Source organism: Pseudomonas sp. JAI120, assembly GCF_014207255.1.
GTDB lineage: Bacteria > Pseudomonadota > Gammaproteobacteria > Pseudomonadales > Pseudomonadaceae > Aquipseudomonas.
The window spans coordinates 151,336-169,757 of sequence record NZ_JACHCZ010000005.1 but is presented as its reverse complement, the minus strand read 5'-3'; the positions used below and the strand labels follow the sequence as shown (position 1 = coordinate 169,757).

The following is an 18,422-nucleotide window of genomic DNA, read 5'->3' as shown; positions in this document are numbered from 1 at the left end:
TCAATGCTCCCGGCTGGCGAAGTCGATACGCGGATCGACCAGGGTGTAGGTGAGGTCGCCGATCAGTTTCACCACCAGCCCCAGCAGGGTGAAAATGAACAGTGTGCCGAACACCACCGGGTAGTCGCGGTTGATCGCCGCTTCAAAGCTCATCAGGCCCAGGCCGTCGAGGGAGAAGATCACTTCCACCAGCAACGAGCCGGTGAAGAAAATCCCGATGAACGCCGACGGGAACCCGGCGATCACCAGCAGCATCGCGTTACGGAACACATGGCCGTAGAGCACGCGGTGGTTGGTCAGGCCCTTGGCCTTGGCGGTGATCACGTATTGCTTGTTGATCTCGTCGAGAAAGCTGTTCTTTGTCAGCAGCGTCATGGTCGCGAAGTTGCCGATCACCAGCGCGGTGATGGGCAACGCCAGGTGCCAGAAGTAATCGAGCACCTTGCCGCCCCAGCTCAACTCATCGAAGTTGTTGGACGTGAGCCCGCGCAAGGGGAACCAGTCAAAATAACTGCCGCCGGCAAACACCACGATCAGCAGGATCGCAAACAGGAACGCCGGGATCGCATAACCGACGATGATTGCCGAACTGGTCCACACATCGAAATGGCTGCCATGTCGGGTGGCCTTGGCGATCCCCAGTGGGATCGACACCAGGTACATGATCAGCGTGCTCCATAACCCCAGGGAGATCGATACCGGCATCTTTTCCTTGATCAGGTCGATGACCTTGGCGTCACGGAAGAAACTGTCGCCGAAATCCAGCCGGGCGTAGTTCTTGACCATGATCCACAAGCGTTCCGGCGCCGATTTGTCGAAGCCGTACATCTTTTCGATTTCCTTGATCAGTGCCGGGTCCAGGCCCTGGGCGCCGCGATAGCTGCTGGAACCGGCCACCGAGACTTCGGCACCGCCGCCGGCAATGCGGCTGGTGGCGCCTTCAAAGCCTTCGAGCTTGGCGATCATCTGCTCCACCGGGCCACCGGGGGCGGCCTGGATGATGATGAAGTTGATCAGCAGGATCCCGAACAGCGTCGGGATGATCAGCAACAGGCGGCGAACAATATAGGCCAGCATTTAATCGCCTCCGCTCGCCGCATCGGCGCTGGTGTTTGTGTTCGCGTCTGAGGTGACGGCAGATTTTACGTTGGGTTTTGCCCACCAGGTGGCGGTGCCCACGTCATAGCGCGGCGGGGTTTTCGGATGGCCGAGGTGGTCCCAGTACGCCACGCGGAAGGTCTTGATGTGCCAATTGGGGATCACGTAGTAGCCGAACTGCAGCACACGGTCCAGGGCCCTGGCATGGGCGATCAGGCTTTTGCGCGAGTCGGCGTCGATCAGTTCTTCCACCAGTTGGTCGACTGCCGGGTCCTTGAGGCCCATGTAGTTGCGGCTGCCAGGTTTGTCGGCGCTGGAAGACTTCCAGAACTCCCGTTGTTCGTTACCCGGCGAAGTGGACTGCGGGAAGCTGCCCACCATCATGTCGAAGTCCCGGGAACGCACACGGTTGACGAACTGCGAGACGTCCACCCGGCGGATCACCAGGTCGATGCCCAGGTCCGCCAGATTGCGCTTGAAGGGCAGCAGGATGCGCTCGAACTCGGTCTGGGCCAGCAGGAACTCGATGGTCACCGGTTTGCCTGTGGTGTCGACCATCTTGTCGTCAACGATGCGCCAGCCGGCCTCCTGCAGCAGTTGGTAGGCCTCGCGTTGCTGGGCGCGGATCATGCCGCTGCCGTCGGTTTTGGCCGGCTCGAAGGCCTGGGTGAAGACTTCGGCCGGGATTTTGTCGCGCAGGGGTTCGAGGATTTTCAGCTCATCCGGGCCGGGCAGGCCGGTGGCGGCCATTTCGGAGTTTTCGAAGTAACTGCGGGTGCGGGTGTAGGCGCCGTTGAACAGCTGTTTGTTGCTCCATTCGAAGTCCAGCAACAGGCTGATGGCCTTGCGCACGCGCACGTCCTGGAACATCGGCTTGCGTGTATTGAACACAAAACCTTGCATGCCGGTGGGGTTGCCGTTGGGAATTTCTTCCTTGATCAACCGGCCCTCGGTTACGGCCGGAATGTTGTAGGCGTTGGCCCAGTTCTTGGCGCTGAATTCCAGCCAGTAGTCGAACTGCCCGGCCTTCAAGGCTTCCAGGGACACGGTGCTGTCGCGGTAGTAGTCGGTGATGCGGTTATCGAAATTGTAGAAACCCTTGGTGATCGGCAGGTCCTTGGCCCAGTAGTCCTTGACCCGCTCGTAGCGGATCATGCGCCCGGCCTTGACCTCGGCCACCTTGTACGGCCCGCTGCCCAGGGGCACTTCCAGGTTGCCCTTGGCAAAGTCCCGCGTGGCCCACCAATGCTTGGGCAGCACCGGCAGTTGCCCGAGGATCAGTGGCAATTCGCGGTTGTTGGTGCGCTTGAACTTGAACAGCACCCGCAGGGGGTCTTCGGCGATCACTTCATCGACATCGGCGTAGTAGGTGCGGTAGATCGGCGAGCCTTCCTTGATCAGTTCCTGGAAGGTGAACACCACGTCTTCGGCACGGATCGGGTGGCCGTCGTGGAAACGCGCCTCGGGGCGCAGGTAGAAACGCACCCAGCTGTTGTCCGGGGCTTTTTCGATCTTGCCGGCGACCAGGCCATACTCGGTGATGGGTTCGTCCAGGCTCTGCATGGCCAGGGTGTCGTAGATCAGGCTGACGTTGTCGGCGGGCACGCCCTTGCTGATAAACGGGTTGAGGCTGTCGAAGCCGCCCATGCTCGACTCGCGGAAAGTGCCGCCCTTGGGCGCATCCGGGTTGACGTAGTCGAAGTGCTTGAAGTCGGCGGGGTATTTCGGCGGCTCGTTGTACAGCGTCAGTGCGTGTTGCGGGGCGGCGTGGGCCGTGGTGCACAGCAACAGGCTGCCGAGCAGTACGTTGCGCAAATACATCATTGGGCTTTCTCCGAAGCTTTCAGCCACCACGCGCTCAGGCCCAGGCTGTAGGGCGGCGTGGCGACGAAGGCGAACCGGTTGCGGTACGCCAGGCGATGATAGTTGAGGTACCAGTTGGGAATGCTGTAGTGCTGCCACAGCAGCACCCGGTCCAGGGCGCGGCCGGCAGCCAGTTGTTCTTCGCGGGTCTGGGCCGCCAGGAGTTGTTCCAGCAGGTGATCGACAATGGGGTTGGCGATGCCCGCATAGTTCTTGCTGCCCTTGATCGCGGCCTGACTGGAGTGGAAGTACTGCCACTGCTCCAGGCCGGGGCTCAAGGTCTGGTTGAGGGTGATCAGGATCATGTCGAAGTCGAATTGATCCAGGCGTTGCTTGTACTGGGCGCGGTCGACGGTGCGTAGGCGTGCGTCGATGCCGATGCTGATCAGGTTCTCGACATAGGGCTGCAGGATGCGCTCCAGGTTCGGGTTGACCAGCAGTATCTCGAAGCGCAGCGGTTGCCCGTCCTTGTTGAGCAGGCGTTGGCCCGACAACTTCCACCCGGCTTCGCCCAGCAGCGCCAGGGCACGGCGCAGGGTTTCACGGGGGATGCCGCGCCCATCGGTCTGGGGCAGGCTGAAGGCTTGGGTAAACAGGTTGGGCGGCAGCTGTTCGCGGTACGGGGAGAGCATCAGCCATTCATGGCCGGTTGGAACACCGGTAGCGGCGAACTCGCTGTTGGGGTAGTAGCTGAGCGTGCGTTTGTAGGCGCTGCTGAAGAGGGTGCGGTTGGTCCACTCGAAGTCGAACATCAGCCCCAGGGCTTCGCGCACCTTGGTCTGGCTGAAGGTCGGTCGCCGGGTGTTCATGAACAGGCCCTGGCTCTGGGTCGGGATCTGGTGGGCGATCTGCGCCTTGATCACCTCGCCACGGTTGATCGCTGGGAAGTTGTAGCCATTGGCCCAGTTCTTGGCCTGGTGCTCGATGTAAATGTCGAACTCGCCGGCCTTGAACGCTTCGAAGGCTACGTCGCTGTCGCGATAGAACTCCACTTCGACCTTGTCGTAGTTATAGAAGCCCTGGTTGACCGGCAAGTCTTTGCCCCAGTAATCCTTGACCCGTTCAAACACCAACTGGCGTCCAGGGGTGACCTTGCTGATGCGGTACGGCCCGCTGCCCAGGGGCGGTTCGAAGGTGGTCGCCTTGAAGTCGCGGTTCTTCCAATAGTGTTGGGGCAATACCGGCAACTCGCCCAGGCGCAGGATCAGCAACGGGTTGCCGGCGCGCTTGAACACAAAGCGGATGCGATGACGGTTGAGGATGTCCACCCGCGCCACTTCCTGCAGATTGGTGCGGTACTGCGGGTGGCCTTCGGTCAGCAGGGTGCGATAGGAAAACGCTACGTCATACGCGGTGATCGGCTTGCCATCGTGAAAGCGCGCTTCCGGGCGCAGGTTGAACACCACCCAACTGCGGTCCTCGCTGTATTCCACCGACTGGGCAATCAGCCCATAGCTGGAGGTCGGTTCATCGCCGGACGGCGCGTACTGACCGGTGCCGACCATCAACGGCTCGTTCAGCTCATTGACGCCGTATTGCAGGAAGTTGGGGGTGGAAACCGGGCTTGAGCCCTTGAACGTATAGGGGTTGAGGGTATCGAAGGTGCCAAATGCCATGACCCGCAAGGTCCCGCCTTTCGGCGCTGCAGGGTTTACCCAATCGAAGTGGGTGAATTTGGCCGGGTACTTGAGCGTGCCGAACTGCGTATAACCGTGGCTCTCGGTTATCGTCGCGTTCGCACCAAAGCTCAAGGCCAGACTTATTAGTAGAAGGAGGGGACGCTTCAAGTCAGGGATCCGATCCAGGCGGCTTGGGCTTTATGATCGGTACAGTAACAGCTTGTTCCGGTTGGAAAAAGCCGGTTGGGAACACTGTAGATCCAATGTGGGAGGGGGCTTGCCCCCTCCCACATTGGATCTACAGTGTTCTTGAAACCTTAGCGCGGCCCGGAAACCACCAGCATCTGCCCCGGCTTCAGCGCCTGGCCAGTACGCGGGTTCCAACGCTTGAGATGCTGCATCTCGACGTTGAAGCGCTTGGCGACGATGTACAGCGAATCGCCCTTCTTGACCTTGTACTGCACCGGCTTCTTGCTGTGGGCCTTGGCCACCAGCTTGCGGGTGTCCTGCATCACCAGGGTCTGGCCGACCTTGAGGGCCTGGCCGTTGAGCTTGTTCCAGCGCTGCAGGTCGTGCACATCGACCTTGTTCGCCTTGGCGATCAGCGTGAGATTGTCGCCATTGCGCACCTTGTAGCTGCGAGTACGCCCGGCCACCCGTGCGGTCTCAACTTCGTCGAACACCTGTTTTTTCGGGCGCATCGCCAGCAATTCTTCCGGCTTCATCGTCGAAAGAGTGCTGGTGAGCAATTGCGCTTTGGAACTGGGGACCAGCAGATGCTGCGGGCCATCCAGGGTGGTGCGTTGCTTGAGGGCGGGGTTGAGCTGGAACAGTTCGTCTTCGTCGATCTCGGCCAGAGCGGCAACCCGCGACAGGTCCATGCTTTGCTTGACTTCAACCACTTCGAAGTACGGCGTGTTGGCAATCGGGTTCAGGTTGACGCCATAAGCTTCGGGTGCCAGCACCACCTGGGACAGCGCCAGGAACTTGGGCACGTAGTCTTTGGTTTCCTGGGGCAGGGGCAGGTTCCAGTAGTCGGTGGGCAGGCCGAGCTTCTCGTTGCGCTCGATGGCCCGGCTTACCGTGCCTTCGCCGGCGTTATAGGCGGCCAGGGCCAGCAACCAGTCGCCGTTGAACATATCGTGCAGACGGGTCAGATAGTCCAGGGCGGCGGTGGTGGAGGCGGTGATGTCGCGGCGGCCGTCGTAGGCGCGGGTCTGGCGCAGGTTGAAGTAGCGCCCGGTGGAGGGGATGAACTGCCACAGGCCGACGGCATCGCTGCGCGAATAGGCCATCGGGTTGTAGGCACTTTCGATCACTGGCAGCAGCGCCAGCTCCAGGGGCATGTTGCGTTCTTCAAGGCGCTCGACGATGTAATGAATGTAGAGGCTGCCGCGTTCACCGGCGTTCTCCAGGAAGGACGGGTTGCTGGCGAACCACAGGCGCTGTTGCTCGATACGCGGGTTGACGCCCACGTTGTCCTGCAATTGAAAGCCCCGGCGCATGCGTTCCCAGACGTCCTGGGGCACTTCTGGAGCAGGTTTCTCTGAAAGCCAGATGACGGGTTTCTGTTTGATCTTGGCGGCAAGGTTGGGCTTGGGTTGCACGGTGGATTGTGCGGCGAAATTGGTCGATTGGCAGCCCGCCAGCGTGGCGGACACAGCCACCGCCACAGCTTGAGCCAGGCGGGTCAATGCGTCTGAATGGTTGGATTTACGAATAGATGACGACATTGGCTGGAAGTAAGTTCCGGGCAAAAATGTCGGGCGATTCTAGAAAGCACTGGGGTTCCGGTCAACCGTTCAGAAATTACGTATCAGATTGCATCCCTTTAGAACTTATCTTTCCATGCCCTCAAGCTAGCAAATACCTCGGCCCCAGAGCGGTTGTCACGGCCATTCCGTTCGTCCGCTTTTTGTTTAACAGATGTTTCAGAGGTACGCAGGAAGGGGTTGGTACGCTTTTCCAGGGCCAGGTTGGAAGGCAGCGTTATCTCGCCGCGGGCCCGCAGTTGACGGACGTTTTCCACCCGTTCGGAGATGTCGGCATTCTGCGGTTCCACCGCTTGGGCAAACTTGAGGTTACTTTGTGTGTATTCGTGGGTGCAGTACACCAGGGTGTCGGCGGGCAGGGCGGCCAGGCGCTCGAGGGAGGTGTGCATCTGCTCCGGCGTGCCCTCGAACAGGCGGCCACAGCCGGCGGCGAACAGGGTGTCGCCACAGAACAGCACGCCCTGGTGGTAGAAGGCGATATGGCCCAGGGTGTGGCCGGGCACGGCATAGACGTCGAAGTCCCAGCCCAGCACGCTGATGCGGTCGTTATCCTGCAGGGCGGTGTCCCGCGCCGGGATCGGCTCGTTGGCCGGACCGTACACCTTGGCGTCAGTCACACGCTTGAGTTGCTCGACACCCCCGACATGATCGTGGTGATGGTGGGTAATCAGGATGTCGCTGAGGGTCCACGTCGGGTTTTGCTTGAGCCAGGCCAGTACCGGCGTGGCATCGCCGGGATCGACCACGGCGCAACGTTGGGTTTGCTGGTCCTGCAACAACCAGATGTAGTTGTCGGTGAAGGCGGGCAGGGCACTGATCTGTATCATTCTTCGATTCGCCAAGCTGAACACATTGGTGCATCTTAGAACGTCTAGGCGAGTTGGAGAATGCAATGACTGATAAAGCGTTCGCCCAGGCCGATCCTGAGTGGCTGGCCCTGATCGGCGCAGCCCGTGAATGGCTGTCCGGGCCCATCGGGCAATTTCTGCTGGATGAAGAACGGCGCATGCTCGAAGACGAGTTGGGCCGTTTCTTTGGCGGCTACCTGGTGCATTACGGCCCTTCGGCCCAGACCCCGCCCGCCGCGCCCCAGGTGCAACGCAATGTGCGCCTGGGCGCGCCGTTGCCGGGGGTGGAGATTGTGTGCGAGGAGCAGGCCTGGCCGTTGAGCGAGCACGCCGCCGATGTGGTGGTGTTGCAGCATGGCCTGGATTTCTGCCTGTCGCCCCACGGTCTGTTGCGTGAAGCGGCGAGCAGTGTGCGCCCTGGTGGCCATTTGCTGATTGTCGGCATCAACCCTTGGAGCAGTTGGGGGCTGCGGCATGTGTTCGCCCATGATGGCCTGCGCCAGGCGCGCTGCATCTCGCCCTCACGGGTCGGGGACTGGCTGAACCTGCTGGGCTTCGCACTGGAGAAACGCCGCTTCGGGTGCTATCGTCCGCCGCTTGCCTCGGCCAAGTGGCAAGGCCGCCTGGCCGGCTGGGAACGCCGCGCAGGGGCGTGGCAGCTGTCGGGGGGCGGCTTCTATTTATTGGTGGCGCGCAAGATCGTGGTCGGCCTGCGGCCGGTGCGCCAGGTGCTGCGCCAGCCCATGGGCAAACTGGTGCCGATGCCGATGGCCAAGGTCAACCGCAACCAAAGCGAACCGTAGAACTTTTTTGATTTCAGACCTGCCTGTTTTGATGGATGTAACCGATGACCGATAGCGTAGAACTCTTCACCGATGGCGCCTGCAAGGGCAACCCCGGCCCCGGCGGCTGGGGCGCCTTGCTGGTGTGCAAGGGCGTAGAGAAGGAGTTGTGGGGCGGCGAAGCCAACACCACCAACAACCGCATGGAACTGATGGGCGCCATTCGCGGCCTGGAAGAACTCAAGCGCCGCTGCAACGTGCTGCTGGTCACCGACTCGCAATACGTGATGAAAGGCATCAACGAGTGGATGGTCAACTGGAAGAAGCGCGGCTGGAAGACCGCGGCGAAGGAACCGGTCAAGAATGCCGACCTATGGCAATTGCTCGATGAGCAATGCAACCGCCATGACATCACCTGGAAATGGGTGCGCGGGCACATCGGCCATCCGGGTAACGAGCGCGCCGACCAGCTTGCCAATAGAGGTGTGGACGAAGTGCGGGGCTACAAGCAGAGCTGATGTTGGCTGACGTGTTAACATCGCGCCCCTTGACTCACACCACACTGCACACCAAACCGTTGAGAGCTGAACCCTGATGGCCATCCGATCTGTTGTACTCGATACCGAAACCACCGGCATGCCGGTGACCGACGGCCACCGGATCATTGAAATCGGCTGTGTCGAACTCATGGGTCGGCGCCTCACCGGTCGTCACTTCCACGTCTACCTGCAACCGGACCGTGACAGTGACGAAGGCGCCATCGGCGTCCACGGCATCACCGACGAGTTCCTCAAGGGCAAGCCGCGTTTCGCCGAAGTGGCCGATGAGTTCTTCGAATTCATCAACGGCGCCCAGTTGATCATCCATAACGCGGCGTTCGACGTCGGCTTCATCAATAACGAATTTGCCCTGATGGGGCAGATGGATCGCGCGGACATTTCCCAGCACTGCTCGATCCTCGACACCTTGATGATGGCCCGTGAGCGTCACCCGGGCCAGCGCAACAGCCTCGATGCCTTGTGCAAGCGTTATGGCGTCGACAACTCCGGCCGTGAACTCCACGGCGCCTTGCTCGACTCCGAGATTCTCGCCGACGTTTACCTGACCATGACCGGCGGGCAGACCAGCTTGTCCCTGGCGGGAAACGCCTCCGATGGTGCCGGCTCGGCAGAAGGCTCAGGCAACCGCCCTTCGGAAATCCGTCGCCTGCCGGCGGATCGCAAGCCCTCCACCATTATCCGTGCCAGCGAGCAGGATCTGGCCGAGCATGCGGCGCGGTTGGAGGCTATTGCCAAGTCGGCGGGTGCGCCGGCGTTGTGGACCCAACTGACCCACAGTTGATCTCCATTGCTTTCAGAATCTTCATTCGCGTCATCGTCCCCGAGCTTCTACCCTTGAGTGCATAGCCCTCAGGACGACAAGCACTCATGTACAAAGACCTGAAGTTTCCCGTGCTTATCGTGCACCGCGACATCAAGGCCGACACCGTTGCCGGTGACCGGGTTCGCGGCATCGCCCGAGAGTTGGAACAAGAGGGCTTCAGTATCTTTTCTGCCGTGGACTACGCCGAAGGCCGGCTGGTGGCGTCGACCCATCACGGCCTGGCGTGCATGCTGATCGCGGCCGAAGGCGCCGGTGAAAATACCCACCTGCTGCAAAACATGGTCGAGCTGATCCGCCTGGCGCGCCTGCGGGCGCCGAACCTGCCGATTTTTGCTCTGGGCGAGCAAGTCACACTGGAGAACGCGCCGGCCGATGCCATGAGCGAGCTCAATCAGTTGCGCGGCATTCTCTACCTGTTCGAAGACACCGTGCCGTTTCTCGCCCGCCAAGTGGCCCGTGCTGCCCGAACTTACCTGGATGGCCTGCTGCCGCCATTCTTCAAGGCCCTCGTGCAACACACGGCAGACTCCAACTATTCCTGGCACACCCCCGGCCATGGCGGTGGCGTGGCTTATCGCAAAAGCCCGGTAGGGCAGGCGTTTCATCAGTTCTTCGGAGAAAACACCCTGCGCTCGGACTTGTCGGTCTCGGTGCCCGAACTGGGTTCGCTGCTCGATCACACCGGGCCCCTGGCTGAAGCCGAGGCCCGTGCGGCGCGTAACTTCGGGGCTGACCATACCTTCTTCGTGATCAATGGCACGTCCACCGCCAACAAGATCGTCTGGCATTCCATGGTCGGGCGCGATGACCTGGTGCTGGTGGACCGCAACTGCCACAAGTCGGTGTTGCACTCGATCATCATGACCGGTGCCATCCCGCTGTACCTGTGCCCGGAACGCAATGAGCTGGGCATCATCGGTCCGATTCCCTTGAGCGAATTCAGCCCCGAATCGATCCGCGCCAAGATCGACGCCAGCCCCTTGACCCGTGGCCGGCTACCCAAGGTAAAGCTGGCCGTGGTCACCAACTCCACCTACGACGGCCTGTGCTACAACGCCGAGCTGATCAAGCAGCAATTGGGCAACAGTGTCGAGGTGCTGCACTTCGACGAAGCCTGGTACGCCTACGCGGCCTTCCACGAGTTCTTTACCGGGCGCTACGGCATGGGCACCTCGCGCACCCCGGACAGCCCACTGGTGTTCACCACTCACTCTACCCACAAGCTGCTGGCGGCGTTCAGCCAGGCCTCGATGATCCATGTGCAGGACGGTGGCGCGCGCCAACTGGACCGCGACCGTTTCAATGAAGCCTTCATGATGCATATCTCCACCTCGCCGCAATACAGCATCATCGCCTCGCTGGACGTGGCCTCGGCGATGATGGAAGGCCCGGCCGGGCGCTCGCTGCTGCAGGAAATGTTCGACGAGGCCCTGAGTTTTCGCCGCGCCCTGGCCAACCTGCGCCAACACATCGCCGCCGAAGACTGGTGGTTCTCCATCTGGCAGCCGCCGTCGGTGGCGGGCATCGACCGAGTCGCCACGGCGGATTGGCTGCTGCAGCCGCAGGATGACTGGCACGGCTTCGGTGATGTTGCCGAAGACTACGTGCTGCTGGACCCGATCAAAGTAACCCTGGTAATGCCCGGCCTCACTGCCGGTGGCGCCTTGAGCGAGTGCGGTATTCCCGCCGCGGTGGTCAGTAAATTCCTCTGGGAGCGCGGGCTGGTGGTGGAAAAGACCGGGCTGTATTCGTTCCTCGTGTTGTTTTCCATGGGCATCACCAAGGGCAAATGGAGTACCTTGCTCACCGAGTTGCTGGAGTTCAAGCGCAGTTACGACGCGAATGTCAGCCTCGCCAGTTGTTTGCCATCGGTGTTTGCCCAGGGCCCGGCCCGTTATCAGGGCTTGGGTTTGCGCGACTTGTGCGACCAATTGCACAGCTGTTACCGCAGCAACGCCACCGCCAAGCACCTCAAGCGCATGTACACGGTGTTGCCGGAAATCGCGATGAAACCGGCCGACGCCTATGACCAATTGGTAAGGGGCGAAGTGGAGGCAGTCTCCATTGATGCCTTGCCAGGACGCATTGCAGCCGTGATGCTGGTGCCTTATCCGCCGGGCATTCCGTTGATCATGCCGGGCGAGCGCTTTACCGAGTCGACCCGGTCGATCATTGACTACCTGGCGTTTGCCCGGACGTTCGATAGCAGTTTTCCCGGTTTTGTTGCCGATGTTCATGGGTTACAACACGAAGATGACGGCAGTGGTCGTTGTTACACCGTCGATTGCATCAAGGGTTAAGGATGTTTATGCAAGCTGTAATGAACCCGAAGTATCCAGGGCTCAGTGTGCGGGTCGCCGATGAAGGCTTTGATGCCTACGTGTGGGGCAATGATTTCAGCTTTGAGGTCAACGCCTATGGTGTGCCGGAGATGGGCAGGCGGGTCGATCAATGGCCTGTAGAACGCATCGTGCCGTACCGCAAGTGTTATGGCATCGACCCGGAAGAGTTCGCCAGTTTCCGCGATGCGCCGGACAGTGCGATCTTCATGGCCTACCTGGATGATCGTGCGGTCGGGCATATCGTGGTCAGTACCAATTGGAATGGCTTTGCCCACGTTGATGAACTGGCGGTGGCCTTGCCTGCCCGGCGGCATGGGGTGGCCAAGTCGCTGCTGGATGTGGCGCAGTTCTGGAGCCGCAAGAAAAACCTGCCGGGCATGATGCTGGAAACCCAGAACAACAACCTGGGCGCCTGCCGTCTGTATGAGCGTTGCGGCTACGTGATGGGCGGGATCGACCACCTGCGCTATCGCGGCATTGACCCGCAAACACGCGAGGTGGCGATTTTCTGGTATCGGTTGTTCAAGACCGACGCCGAGCGGTTTTAACTCGCCAGCAGGCCTTGGGCCTTTTGCGTGACAATCTCCAGCAGCGCATTCAGCGCAGGTGAGGTCACGCCATCCTTGAGTGTCAGCGCATACAGGCTGACCATGATCGGCGGTGACACCGGGCACGCATCCAGACCCGCTTCGCGCGCGCCAAACGCAGTGAACGGGTCAACAATCGCCAGGCCTTCGCCGGCTTCCACCATGCTGCGCATCATCTGGTAGGTCTGCACCCGCGTCTGCACCACCGGCAGCGGGCGCAGGGCCTGGAGCTTGGCGTCCAGCAGGCGGCTGAGCGGGTCGTGTCCTTCGAGCCCGATCATCGACTGTCCGGCCAGGTCTTGCAGCGCAATGTACTTCTGCTTGGGCTTGAGCCAGCCGTGGGGTGCCAGCAGTTGCAATTTGCCTTGGGCCAGCACCGTGCTATGGATTTGCGGGTGTTCCGGGTCGTACAGGCTCAAGCCGACGTCGGCTTCGTGCAGCAGCAGGCTGCGGACGATTTCCCGGGTCGGCTGGCTCGACAGGTTGCACGGTGTGTCCTGAAAGCGTCGGCGCAGCAGCGCAATGCTCTGGGGCAGCAGTTGATTGGCCAGTGGCGGCGTGCACAAGGCGCGCAAGGTGGGGGCGTGATGGTGTTTCAGGCGGCTGGCCAGGCGTTGCACCGGTTCCAGGGCTTCGTACACGTGGGCAATTTCTGCCTGCAGCTCCAGGGTTTCCCGTGTCGCCTGCAAACGCCCGCGCACACTGGCAAACAGCATGAAACCCAATTGCTGCTCGGCATCCTTGAGTGCCGCGTCTACATCGCCCACGGGTAGCTGCAACCATTCGGCGGCGGTGCCGAGGTGTCCGGTCTGCAGGATGGCTTGAATCACTTCGAGATGACGTAAACGCATGGCCGGAGTCTATGTGCAGCGCGGAGGGGATTCAATGGCGCAGGCCATCGTGCGCAAAAAAGACGGTGTGGGTCGTGTATGTCGCTGGCGTTCAGCCAGGACCTCACTAGAATGGCTCGTCTGATCATCAACGACCAATGCCGGTTACCGGCACATACAACAAAAACAGGTCTGGTCTCATATGCCTCTACCCTCGACATTTCTCGGGGTAACGGTCAAGCAACTGCTGGTCCTGGTGACCGTAGGCTGCGTGGCTGCTTATCTCTTCAGCAATCACGATGAATCAACCCCGGAAAACCTCGAACTCGAAGCGTTCATCCTTTCCCAGGAACAGGTAGTCGAGCACATCGGCACGGTGCTGGGTATGACGCTGGTCAAGCAGGTGGTGGCGTACCCTGGCTACAATGCACCGGGTTATAAACGCTTGATGTACGAGGTGGAAGGCGAGCGGGGCAGGTTGATGGTGACGCTCAAGCAGGTGGACGGCGGGCAGGGACCTGAATTGACGGAGATTCGCAGCCCGTGATCGCCCGACCCAGTCAATGCCGTCAATGGCCAGGACTGAGCAGGCACGCCTGGGCGATCAATCTTATGAGGCGAGGACGGTTTGCGATTCGCGGACGATAATGGTCCCCGACTGGATCAGTTTGAACTCATCGCCTTCCAGTTTTTCTACACGGTCGCCAATGGCCAGCTTGTAGGTGGTGGTGGGTGCCGAGCCAGCCAGGTCGCCTTGCGCCGGGTTGGATTCCTGGAATTCATGCACCGAATACACACGTCCTTCTGCGTCTCTGGCATGAAACTGTCCGACTAATACTGCTGCCATCTGTTTAGAACCTCTGGAGATAAACACTCGATATGCGGTTGTGTAGACCGTCATAAAGAGAGGGAGTTTACCTATTGAAAAAAAAATACTATTCGCTGATGTTTTCAGACGGTTCCTACGCATCGACTGGCGCGACAAACGTCTGGAGGATTATCAAAACCTTCTGGTGCACCCGCCGCTAAGCCTCTATAACTACAAGCTCCTTTAGTCACACGTCGGGAAACCCCAATGAGCAAGGTCTACACAATTGCCGTTCTGGTTGGCAGCTTGAGAAAAGACTCGATCAACCGCAAGGTCGCCCTGGCACTGGCCGAACTGGCCCCCGCCAACCTGAAGTTGAACATTGTGGAAATTGGCGATTTGCCGCTCTACAACGAGGACATCGACGGGGCATCACCGCCCGCAGCCTACAGTACTTTCCGTCAGCAAGTACGTTCATCCGACGCGGTGTTGTTTGTGACACCGGAGTACAACCGCTCCGTACCCGCACCGTTGAAGAATGCGATTGATGTAGGCTCCCGCCCTTATGGCCAAAGCGCCTGGAGCGGCAAGCCGGGGGCGATCATCAGCGTATCGCCGGGCGCCGTTGGCGGTTTTGGTGCCAACCACCATCTGCGTCAATCCCTGGTGTTCCTTGATGTGCCGTGCATGCAGCAGCCGGAAGCCTACCTGGGCGGTGCGGGCAGCGTGTTTGACGAGTCCGGCAAGGTGTCGGAAAAGACCAGGCCTTTCCTGCAGGCATTTATTGATGCCTACGGCAAATGGGTAGAAAAACAGAGCGCTTGAATCGGCACCCATTATCCAATGTGGGAGGGGGCTTGCCCCCGATTGCTCTCTGTCAGCCACCGGATTCATTGGCTGACACACCATAATCGGGGGACAAGCCCCTCCCACAGTATTGGATCAGCGCAACCAGTTAGTCCGCGCCAACTCGATCACCTCATCGCCGCGCCCACTCATCACCGCCTTAAGCATGTACAGGCTGAAGCCCTTGGCCTGTTCCAGCTTGATGCTCGGCGGCATCACCAGTTCCTGGGTGGCCGTCACCACATCCACCAGCACCGGGCCATCATGGGCCAGGGCGCGGCGCAGGGCCGGTTCCAGGTCTTCGGATTGCTCCACGCGAATGCCGAGGATGCCCATGGCGTTGGACATGGCGGCGAAGTCCGGGTTTTTCAGCTCGGTGCCGGCATCCAGATAACCCGCAGCCTTCATTTCCATGGCGACAAAGCCCAGCGACGAGTTATCGAACACGATCACTTTCACGGGCAATTTCAGCTGCGCCAGTGAAATGAAATCCCCCATCAGCATGGCAAAGCCGCCGTCACCGGACATCGAGATCACCTGGCGCCCAGGGAAGGCCGCCTGCGCGCCAATCGCCTGGGGCATGGCATTGGCCATGGAGCCGTGGTTGAACGAGCCGATCAGGCGACGCTTGCCATTCATTTTCAGGTAGCGCGCGGCCCACACGGTCGGCGAGCCCACGTCGGCGGTGAAGATTGCATTGTCGTCCGCCAGTTCGCTGAGCAGACGCGCCACGTATTGCGGGTGGATCGGCCGGTTGGCCTTTGACGGTTGCGCCAGGTCGTCCAGGCCCTGGCGGGCTTTTTCGTAGTGCTTAAGCGAGGTATCGAGGAAGCTGCGGTCGGTCTTGCGGGTCAGGCGCGGCAGCAGCGCGCCGAGGGTCTCGCTCACATCGGCAGCGATTCCCAGGTCCAGCGTGGCGCGCCGCCCCAGGGCCTGCGGGTTGCGATCGACCTGGATGATTTTTGCGTCGGTGGGGTAGAACTGGCGGTACGGAAAGTCAGTGCCGAGCATGATCAGCGTGTCGCAGTCGAGCATGGCGTGGTAACCGGAGCTGAAGCCGATCAGGCCGGTCATGCCCACGTCGAACGGGTTATCCCACTCCACATGCTCCTTGCCGCGCAGGGCGTGCACCACCGGCGCCCCCAGCGTGTCGGCCAGGGCCACCACTTGATCGTGGGCACCGGCGCAGCCACTGCCGCAGAGCAGGGTGACTTTCTCGCTGCTTTCAAGGATCTCGGTCAGGCGCAGCAGGTCCTGTTCCGCCGGCAGGGTGCGCGGTGCGTGCAGGGCCGGCCAGGGCTTGAGCTTGTCTTCCACCTCCAGCAACGACACGTCCCCCGGAATCACCACCACCGCCACGCCGCGATTGAGGATCGCCGAACGCATGGCACGGTGCAGCACGTGGGGCATCTGCTCGGGGTTGGTGACCAGCTCGATAAAGTGGCTGCATTCTTTGAACAGTTCCTGGGGATGGGTCTCCTGGAAGTAGTTCAGGCCGATCTCGGAGGAGGGAATTTGTGCGGCAATCGCCAGTACAGGGACATGATTGCGGTGGCAGTCGAACAGGCCATTGATCAAGTGCAGATTGCCCGGTCCGCAACTGCCGGCGCATACGGTCAGTTCACCCGTGGCCGCCGCTTCGGCACCGGCAGCGAATGCGGCGACTTCTTCGTGGCGCACGTGCATCCACTCGATGCTGTCCATGGTGCGCAGGGCATCGGTGAGGCCGTTGAGGCTGTCGCCGGTCAGGCCCCAGATACGCTTGATGCCCGCCTGTTCAAGGGTGGTCGCCAATTGCTGGGCCAGGTTGATTTTCGCCATGAAGAACTCCAATCGTCAGTGAGGTTAAAAGCGGCTGATCAATAGGGGACAGTTCGATCACGGCGAATGCTCCGCCTTTAATGTGAAGATTGCGTCATGGCCGCGCGGTATTGCCGGGTGCGCCGGGCGATAAACCATTGGTCGCGCACCAATGCCAGCCACGGCGCGACCTTGGCATTGGGCAAGCGGCCGCGGCTCAAGCGGCGCATCTGGTCACGCACTACGGCCAGGGTGGCGAGGGCGGCCAAGGGTTTGCGCTGCCAACTGATCGGTTTGAGTTGCGGGTTGAGGTCGCGCCCCTCGTGCCAGTGTTTGATCAGTTGCGGCTCCAGCGTCAGGGCGGTAGCAATGCCGGCCATGGCAATACCGCTGTCCAGCACCTGCTGCACGATGGGCAGGCGGCGAATGCCGCCGGTGACCATCAACGGCATCCGGGCGATAGTCGCCAGTTCCTTGGCAAACTCCAGGAAGTACGCTTCACGGGCCAAGGTGCGACCGTCCCGCGCATCGCCTTGCATGGCCGGTGCTTCGTAGCTGCCTCCGGACAATTCCAGCAGGTCGATGGGCAAGGGGTTGAGCATCTCCACCACTGCACGCGCATCGGCCTCTGCGAATCCGCCGCGCTGGAAATCCGCTGAGTTGAGCTTTACCGCGACGCAAAAGGACGGGCTGACGCTGGCGCGAACCGCGTGGATCACCTCCAGCAGCAGGCGCGCACGGTTCTCCAGCGAGCCCCCCCAGCGGTCAGTTCGGTGGTTGCTCAACGGCGAGAGAAACTGGCTGAGCAGGTAACCGTGCGCGCCGTGGATCTGCACCCCGGTGAACCCGGCTTTCTCGGCCAGGCGTGCGCTGGTGGCGAAGCGTTTGATCACGTCTTGAATGTCGTCCTCGGTCATGGCCCTGGGCTTGGCAAACATCTTCGAAAAGCTGCCGAGGTCCAGTGCAATCGCGGAGGGCGCCAGGGCTTGCTGGCCGAGGTTGGCCATGGTCTGGCGTCCCGGATGACTGAGCTGTACCCAAAAGTGCACACCCTTGTCGCGGGCCACATCGGCCCATTCGCGAAAGCTGTCCAGATGCTGTTCGTCTTCGAGGGCAACGCCGCCGGGACCGGTCATGGCACGGCGGTCGATCATCACATTGCCAGTCAACAGCAGGCCGGGCTCGCCGTTGGCCCAGGCGGTGTACAGCTGCTTCAATTCACGGGAAGGCGCTTGATCGGCGTCCGCCATATTCTCTTCCATCGCTGCCTTGGCGATGCGATTGGCGAGGACCTGGCCATTGGGCAGTTGCAAGGGGTCGAAGGGTGACATGAGTTGACTCCGGAGCTTGGGAGGCCTCAGGCTAAGCTTAAAGTTAACTTTAATGTCAAGCGGGCGTTTTGATGAATATTGGTGAGCTGGCAAAGCAGAGTGGGTTGGCGGCGTCGCGTATCCGCTTCTATGAGTCCGAAGGGTTGATCAGCCAGGTGGGGCGCCAGGCCAACGGGTATCGACGCTATGCGCCCGATGCCCTGCAAACGCTGCAACTGATCCAGAGCGCACAGCAGGCCGGGTTTACCTTGCAGGAACTCAAGGCGCTAATGCCCGCGCCGGGGGAGCACAAGCGCGAGGAGTTGATCGAGGCGCTGGAGCGCAAGGTGACGCAGATCGAGGCGATGCAGGCGCAGTTGGCTCATAGCAAGGCGCAGTTGCTGGGCGTGATCGACGCGGTCCGGGCGCAGCCGGAAGGCGTGCCGTGCTCCATGGGGCAGAAGCAGGTGCTGGCGTCGATTAAGATCGGTGCCTGAACAAGCTTCGATGAGTATAGGTATCGACACAACGTAG

General features: G+C 60.9%; 17 protein-coding genes. 8 read left to right on the top strand and 9 right to left on the bottom strand.

Features of this window, described 5'->3' with window-relative positions:
* The 5 genes from HDC32_RS24520 to gloB form a co-directional block, all read right to left on the bottom strand.
* On the bottom strand, nt 1-1,077 hold the full coding sequence (locus HDC32_RS24520; protein WP_027606500.1) for a microcin C ABC transporter permease YejB: 1,077 nt from the start codon (nt 1,075-1,077) through the stop codon (nt 1-3).
* Nucleotides 1,078-2,922, bottom strand: a complete 1,845-nt coding sequence (locus HDC32_RS24515) for an extracellular solute-binding protein (RefSeq protein ID WP_131700644.1) — start codon at nt 2,920-2,922, stop codon at nt 1,078-1,080. It abuts the gene before it with no gap.
* Complete coding sequence (locus HDC32_RS24510) at nt 2,919-4,748, bottom strand: extracellular solute-binding protein (protein ID WP_167655456.1); 1,830 nt, start codon at nt 4,746-4,748, stop codon at nt 2,919-2,921. Before HDC32_RS24510 ends, HDC32_RS24515 begins: the two co-directional genes overlap by 4 nt.
* Nucleotides 4,749-4,897: 149 nt before the next feature.
* Nucleotides 4,898-6,313 (bottom strand): lytic transglycosylase domain-containing protein, encoded by a 1,416-nt coding sequence (locus HDC32_RS24505; RefSeq protein WP_184745836.1) that lies wholly within the window; start codon nt 6,311-6,313, stop codon nt 4,898-4,900.
* Nucleotides 6,314-6,411: 98 nt separating this feature from the next.
* Entirely contained in the window at nt 6,412-7,179 is a 768-nt protein-coding gene (gene gloB / locus HDC32_RS24500) for a hydroxyacylglutathione hydrolase (protein WP_145337271.1), read from the bottom strand.
* 65 nt (nt 7,180-7,244) lie between these two features.
* Here gloB and HDC32_RS24495 point away from each other — a divergent pair, with 65 nt between their 5' ends.
* The 5 genes from HDC32_RS24495 to HDC32_RS24475 all read left to right on the top strand — a co-directional run bounded on the left by HDC32_RS24495 (nt 7,245) and on the right by HDC32_RS24475 (nt 12,255).
* The gene (locus HDC32_RS24495) at nt 7,245-8,003 is read left to right on the top strand and encodes a class I SAM-dependent methyltransferase (RefSeq protein ID WP_131700648.1); all 759 of its coding nucleotides are present in this window, start codon (nt 7,245-7,247) and stop codon (nt 8,001-8,003) included.
* Nucleotides 8,004-8,047: 44 nt separating this feature from the next.
* Entirely contained in the window at nt 8,048-8,500 is a 453-nt protein-coding gene (rnhA, locus tag HDC32_RS24490) for a ribonuclease HI (protein ID WP_003173571.1), read from the top strand.
* 82 nt (nt 8,501-8,582) lie between these two features.
* Nucleotides 8,583-9,323, top strand: coding sequence for a DNA polymerase III subunit epsilon (gene dnaQ / locus HDC32_RS24485; protein WP_167655525.1), 741 nt, complete (start codon nt 8,583-8,585; stop codon nt 9,321-9,323).
* 86 nt (nt 9,324-9,409) lie between these two features.
* Nucleotides 9,410-11,665: an Orn/Lys/Arg decarboxylase N-terminal domain-containing protein gene (locus tag HDC32_RS24480; RefSeq protein ID WP_184745834.1), complete on the top strand. Its 2,256-nt coding sequence runs from the start codon at nt 9,410-9,412 to the stop codon at nt 11,663-11,665.
* A gap of 8 nt (nt 11,666-11,673) precedes the next feature.
* Nucleotides 11,674-12,255, top strand: a complete 582-nt coding sequence (locus HDC32_RS24475) for a GNAT family N-acetyltransferase (RefSeq protein ID WP_131700651.1) — start codon at nt 11,674-11,676, stop codon at nt 12,253-12,255.
* Here HDC32_RS24475 and HDC32_RS24470 read toward each other — a convergent pair.
* Nucleotides 12,252-13,145 carry a LysR substrate-binding domain-containing protein gene (locus HDC32_RS24470; protein ID WP_131700652.1) on the bottom strand — a complete coding sequence of 298 codons (894 nt, stop codon included), beginning with the start codon at nt 13,143-13,145 and terminating at the stop codon, nt 12,252-12,254. The genes HDC32_RS24475 and HDC32_RS24470 overlap by 4 nt on opposite strands.
* Nucleotides 13,146-13,326: 181 nt before the next feature.
* On the opposite strand from HDC32_RS24470, the gene HDC32_RS24465 reads away from it, so the two are divergent.
* Entirely contained in the window at nt 13,327-13,671 is a 345-nt protein-coding gene (locus HDC32_RS24465; RefSeq protein WP_131700653.1) for a hypothetical protein, read from the top strand.
* Between the two features lie 63 nt (nt 13,672-13,734).
* Here the strand turns inward: HDC32_RS24465 and HDC32_RS24460 are convergent, their stop codons facing one another.
* Nucleotides 13,735-13,971 (bottom strand): hypothetical protein, encoded by a 237-nt coding sequence (locus tag HDC32_RS24460; protein ID WP_065927911.1) that lies wholly within the window; start codon nt 13,969-13,971, stop codon nt 13,735-13,737.
* Nucleotides 13,972-14,199: 228 nt separating this feature from the next.
* Here HDC32_RS24460 and HDC32_RS24455 point away from each other — a divergent pair, with 228 nt between their 5' ends.
* A complete protein-coding gene (locus HDC32_RS24455; RefSeq protein WP_131700654.1) occupies nt 14,200-14,757 on the top strand; it encodes an NADPH-dependent FMN reductase in 558 nt (185 codons plus the stop codon).
* A 117-nt stretch (nt 14,758-14,874) separates the two neighbouring features.
* Here HDC32_RS24455 and poxB read toward each other — a convergent pair whose 3' ends face one another.
* Nucleotides 14,875-16,599, bottom strand: coding sequence for a ubiquinone-dependent pyruvate dehydrogenase (poxB, locus tag HDC32_RS24450; RefSeq protein ID WP_145337273.1), 1,725 nt, complete (start codon nt 16,597-16,599; stop codon nt 14,875-14,877).
* Nucleotides 16,600-16,676: 77 nt separating this feature from the next.
* Nucleotides 16,677-17,909 (bottom strand): NADH:flavin oxidoreductase/NADH oxidase family protein, encoded by a 1,233-nt coding sequence (locus tag HDC32_RS24445; protein ID WP_131700656.1) that lies wholly within the window; start codon nt 17,907-17,909, stop codon nt 16,677-16,679.
* A 71-nt stretch (nt 17,910-17,980) separates the two neighbouring features.
* Between HDC32_RS24445 and HDC32_RS24440 the strand changes: the two genes are divergently transcribed.
* Nucleotides 17,981-18,385 carry a MerR family transcriptional regulator gene (locus HDC32_RS24440; RefSeq protein WP_131700657.1) on the top strand — a complete coding sequence of 135 codons (405 nt, stop codon included), beginning with the start codon at nt 17,981-17,983 and terminating at the stop codon, nt 18,383-18,385.
* Nucleotides 18,386-18,422: the final 37 nt, after the last annotated feature.

What these genes read in the sequence shown, in the direction of transcription:
- HDC32_RS24505 (WP_184745836.1), bottom strand. Translation starts at nt 6,313, where the DNA reads ATGTCGTCATCTATTCGTAAATCCAACCATTCAGACGCATTGACCCGC.
- rnhA (WP_003173571.1), top strand. Translation starts at nt 8,048, where the DNA reads ATGACCGATAGCGTAGAACTCTTCACCGATGGCGCCTGCAAGGGCAAC.
- HDC32_RS24460 (WP_065927911.1), bottom strand. Translation starts at nt 13,971, where the DNA reads ATGGCAGCAGTATTAGTCGGACAGTTTCATGCCAGAGACGCAGAAGGA.
- HDC32_RS24465 (WP_131700653.1), top strand. Translation starts at nt 13,327, where the DNA reads ATGCCTCTACCCTCGACATTTCTCGGGGTAACGGTCAAGCAACTGCTG.
- HDC32_RS24520 (WP_027606500.1), bottom strand. Translation starts at nt 1,077, where the DNA reads ATGCTGGCCTATATTGTTCGCCGCCTGTTGCTGATCATCCCGACGCTG.
- HDC32_RS24475 (WP_131700651.1), top strand. Translation starts at nt 11,674, where the DNA reads ATGCAAGCTGTAATGAACCCGAAGTATCCAGGGCTCAGTGTGCGGGTC.
- HDC32_RS24445 (WP_131700656.1), bottom strand. Translation starts at nt 17,909, where the DNA reads ATGTCACCCTTCGACCCCTTGCAACTGCCCAATGGCCAGGTCCTCGCC.
- gloB (WP_145337271.1), bottom strand. Translation starts at nt 7,179, where the DNA reads ATGATACAGATCAGTGCCCTGCCCGCCTTCACCGACAACTACATCTGG.
- HDC32_RS24515 (WP_131700644.1), bottom strand. Translation starts at nt 2,922, where the DNA reads ATGATGTATTTGCGCAACGTACTGCTCGGCAGCCTGTTGCTGTGCACC.
- HDC32_RS24470 (WP_131700652.1), bottom strand. Translation starts at nt 13,145, where the DNA reads ATGCGTTTACGTCATCTCGAAGTGATTCAAGCCATCCTGCAGACCGGA.
- HDC32_RS24480 (WP_184745834.1), top strand. Translation starts at nt 9,410, where the DNA reads ATGTACAAAGACCTGAAGTTTCCCGTGCTTATCGTGCACCGCGACATC.
- HDC32_RS24495 (WP_131700648.1), top strand. Translation starts at nt 7,245, where the DNA reads ATGACTGATAAAGCGTTCGCCCAGGCCGATCCTGAGTGGCTGGCCCTG.
- HDC32_RS24440 (WP_131700657.1), top strand. Translation starts at nt 17,981, where the DNA reads ATGAATATTGGTGAGCTGGCAAAGCAGAGTGGGTTGGCGGCGTCGCGT.
- poxB (WP_145337273.1), bottom strand. Translation starts at nt 16,599, where the DNA reads ATGGCGAAAATCAACCTGGCCCAGCAATTGGCGACCACCCTTGAACAG.
- HDC32_RS24455 (WP_131700654.1), top strand. Translation starts at nt 14,200, where the DNA reads ATGAGCAAGGTCTACACAATTGCCGTTCTGGTTGGCAGCTTGAGAAAA.